Origin of the sequence: Streptomyces sp. MnatMP-M17, assembly GCF_900091995.1 — a bacterium.
Lineage (GTDB): Bacteria > Actinomycetota > Actinomycetes > Streptomycetales > Streptomycetaceae > Streptomyces.
Genome location: NZ_FMDK01000692.1, coordinates 1 through 3,303 on the forward strand (window position 1 = coordinate 1; position 3,303 = coordinate 3,303).

The 3,303-nt window shown below is 71.0% G+C and carries 4 protein-coding genes; all 4 read left to right on the forward strand.

The annotated features are described in order from the left end of the window. On the forward strand, positions 1–193 hold a 193-nt coding region (locus GA0115259_RS28415), incomplete at its 5' end, for a hypothetical protein (protein WP_202450425.1). After that, positions 190–1,773: an amino acid adenylation domain-containing protein gene (locus tag GA0115259_RS28420; RefSeq protein WP_093602325.1), complete on the forward strand. Its 1,584-nt coding sequence runs from the start codon at positions 190–192 to the stop codon at positions 1,771–1,773. The genes GA0115259_RS28415 and GA0115259_RS28420, both read left to right, overlap by 4 nt. Then, positions 1,770–2,786, forward strand: coding sequence for a pyridoxal-phosphate dependent enzyme (locus GA0115259_RS28425; RefSeq protein ID WP_093602327.1), 1,017 nt, complete (start codon positions 1,770–1,772; stop codon positions 2,784–2,786). The genes GA0115259_RS28420 and GA0115259_RS28425 overlap by 4 nt, the downstream gene beginning before the upstream one ends. A gap of 106 nt (positions 2,787–2,892) precedes the next feature. Beyond that, the gene (locus GA0115259_RS28430; RefSeq protein ID WP_093602329.1) at positions 2,893–3,171 is read left to right on the forward strand and encodes an acyl carrier protein; all 279 of its coding nucleotides are present in this window, start codon (positions 2,893–2,895) and stop codon (positions 3,169–3,171) included. Positions 3,172–3,303 lie beyond the last annotated feature (132 nt).

Here is a 3,303-nt window from a genome sequence, read left to right on the forward strand (position 1 = left end):
GGTGTACGTGAACATCTTCGCGAAGGCGGCGCGTCGGCTGGCGCGGAAGGATCCGTCGGCGCGGATGACGGTCACCGAGATGCTGCCGACGCCGGAGCAGGCCTGGCTGACCGACGATGAAGGCAACAAGTACACCTCGGAACTCCGCTTCGTCGCCGTCGACCGCACCACGGAGACGGGAGAGGAAGGATGACCGGCGCACATCAGCCGGACGGCGCGGGCGGCCCGGTGGACGACATCCTCGCCCACGCCTCGCGCGATCCGGGCGCCATCGCCGTCGTCACGCCGGACACGGAGCTCTCGTACGGAGAACTCGCCGACAGGATCGACCAGTTGGGCCGGATTCTCACCGCCCGAGGAGTGGGCCCCGAGGAAGTCTGCGCCATCGCCGTCGAGCGCGGTATCGACGCCGTGGTCGCGATGGCAGCGGTGCTACGGGCCGGCGGCGCGTTCCTCACACTCGATGTCGAACTGCCGCTGCCACGGCTGGTGTCCATGGCCGAGAGCGGACGGGCCCGGTTTCTGCTCACCACCACCGCGCTCGCCGAGCGGCTCGTCCTGCCCGTCGCCGGGCCGACTCTGCTGCTCGACCGGCTTCCGGCGCCGGACCAGGACCCGGACACACTCCTCACGCCTCTGGAGCCGTCGGCCGCACTCGGGCCGCGTTCGCTCGCCTACATCAGCCACACCTCCGGATCCACCGGAGCGCCTCACGCGGTCATGATCGAACGCGCCGGTCTCGACGTGTACGTACGCTTTGTGGTCCGCGACTACGGACTCGGCCCGCACACCGTGGCCGTCCAGCTCGCGCCGCTCGGCTATGACGCGTCCATCAGGGACATCTTCGCGCCGCTCGTCGCGGGCGGCCGTCTGGTTCTGGTCGACCGCGCCCGGCTGCTGCGCGCCGACACCTTTGCGGCCACACTCCGGGAGTACGGCGCGGACACCGTACTGAGCACCACACCGTCGTTGCTCACCTTCCTCGCACAGGGACCTGACGGAGCCGAACGGCTGGGTGGCGTACGCACGGTGGTCTCCAGCGGTGAATCGCTGCGGCCCTTCCTCGCCGCCGGCGGGCGCGGGCTCGTCGACGGTCTGCTGGTGAACCAGTACGGTCCCACCGAATGCACGATGACCTCCACCCGGTACAAGGTGCCCGCCGTACCCGACACCTCCGTCGATCTCATCGGCACTCCCATCGACGGTGTCACCGTCCAGGTGCTCGACGACGATCTGCGCGCGGTGCCCGACGGCGCGGTGGGAGAGCTGTACATCGGCGGCGGCGGCGTCGCCCGGGGCTATCGCGGGCTGGCCGCCCTGACGGCCGGGCGCTTCCTGCCCGATCCCTCGGGCCCGCCCGGCGCCCGTATGTACCGCACCGGTGATCTGGCCCGGCGGCTGCCCGGCGGCGAGCTGGAGTATCTCGGCCGGTCCGACCGGCAGATCAAGATCCGCGGCCATCGGGTGGATCCGGCGGAGATCGAGGGCGCACTGCTCACACATCCTCATATCACCGGCGCCGTGGTCACCGCCGAGACCGACGGCCAGGGACGGACCTGGCTGTACGCGCATGTCACCGGCCTGCCTTCCGGGACCGGCGACGCGTCCGTACGCGCCCATCTCGCCGGCACGCTGCCGCCTCATATGCTGCCGAGGCGGTTCAGCCGTATCGACCGGCTGCCGGTGACGCGCAGCGGCAAGACCGACCGTGGCACGCTCGGCCGGCCGGCCGCGCCGGTGTCCGCCGCGCCTGTGGCGGAGCGTGTGTCATGACGGCGGCGGGTACGCGGCTGGTCCATGCGGACACCGGACTCGGGCACACGGGCACCGGGCTGAGCCACGCCGATCTGCGACTCGGCCCTGCCGATGTCCGGCTCGGTCACGCCGACGTTCTCGCCGCCGCCGAGCGGATCGCGCCGTACATACGGCGTACGCCACTGCTGACGGCCGGCTCACTGCCCGGCGTTCTGCTCAAGGCCGAACACCTCCAGCACAGCGGCTCGTTCAAGCTGCGCGGAGCGGCGAACGCGCTGCTGGCCCTGGGCGCCCGCGACATCGTCGCCGGTTCCTCGGGCAATCACGGTCTGGCGGTGGCCGCCCTCGCCGGGCCGCTCGGTGTCCGTGTCACGGTCGTCATGGCGGCCGGAGCGAGCGAGGCGAAGGCGCGGGCCGTCGCGGCCCTGGGCGCGCGGGTGATTCGGAGCAGCGGCGGAGTCGCCGAACGGGACCGGTACGCACGGGACTTCGCGGAGCGTACGGGCGCGGTGCTGGTGCCCTCGTCGGACCATGAACTCGTGGCGGCCGGGCAGGGCACCGTCGGCCTGGAGATCTTCGAGGACGCGCCCGGCGCCGACACCGTCTTCGTTCCGACCGGTGGTGGCGGTCTGCTCGGAGGTGTGTGTCTCGCCGCGACGGACCTGACACGGCCGGTACGGATCGTCGGTGTGGAGCCTGCGGGCACCCGGCGCTACGCGCGCGCCCTGGCCGCCGGGCATCCGGTCGAGCTGCCGCCCAGCGACACCGTCGCCGACGGACTGCGCGGCCAGCGCGCGGGCGAGGTCCTCTTCCCTGTGATCAGACAGCGCGTGGACGAACTGGTCGGAGTCACCGACGAGGCGATCGTCCAGGCGACGGGCCTGCTGCACGCGGCCGGCATCCCGGCGGAGCCCAGCGGCGCCGTCGCCCTGGCCGGGGCGCTGCACCGAGGCTTCGACGGCATGGCCGCGGTGATCGTGTCCGGCGGAAACGGTCCGGCGGCCCTGGCCGCTCGAACGGCCGCTTTCTGAAGGGCCATTGAGCTGTTGAGCGCGGATCGCAGGCCCGTGCCGACGGCGCACATCACCACTCTGGACAACATCACCGACATCACGAACATCACTCAAGGAGAACATCATGACCACGGCGGAACAGCACACGGTCGACACCTCCCAGCTCCCGGAACTCATCGCGGGCTTCTACCGCGAGACTCTCGGTGACACCACTCTCGACACCACGAGCGACTTCTTCGAGACGGGCGGAGACTCCCTGGCCGCCTTCCAGATCATCGCCCGGCTCCAGGACACTCTCCACACCGAACTGCCCGTGGCGCTCATCTTCACCTATCCCTCGCCGGCCGAACTCGCCGAGGTCCTCGCCGCGGATCTCGCGGACCGCGCGGCCGAACAGGTCTAGGAGGAGATCCGGATGACCGAGGAATCCGTTTCGCTGAGCGGGCGATGGCGCCTCTGGGACCAGGTGGGCCTGCGTGGTCCGGGTTTTCCGGTGTCGGGGGTGTTGGGTTTGGCGCCGGTTGGTCTGGGTGTG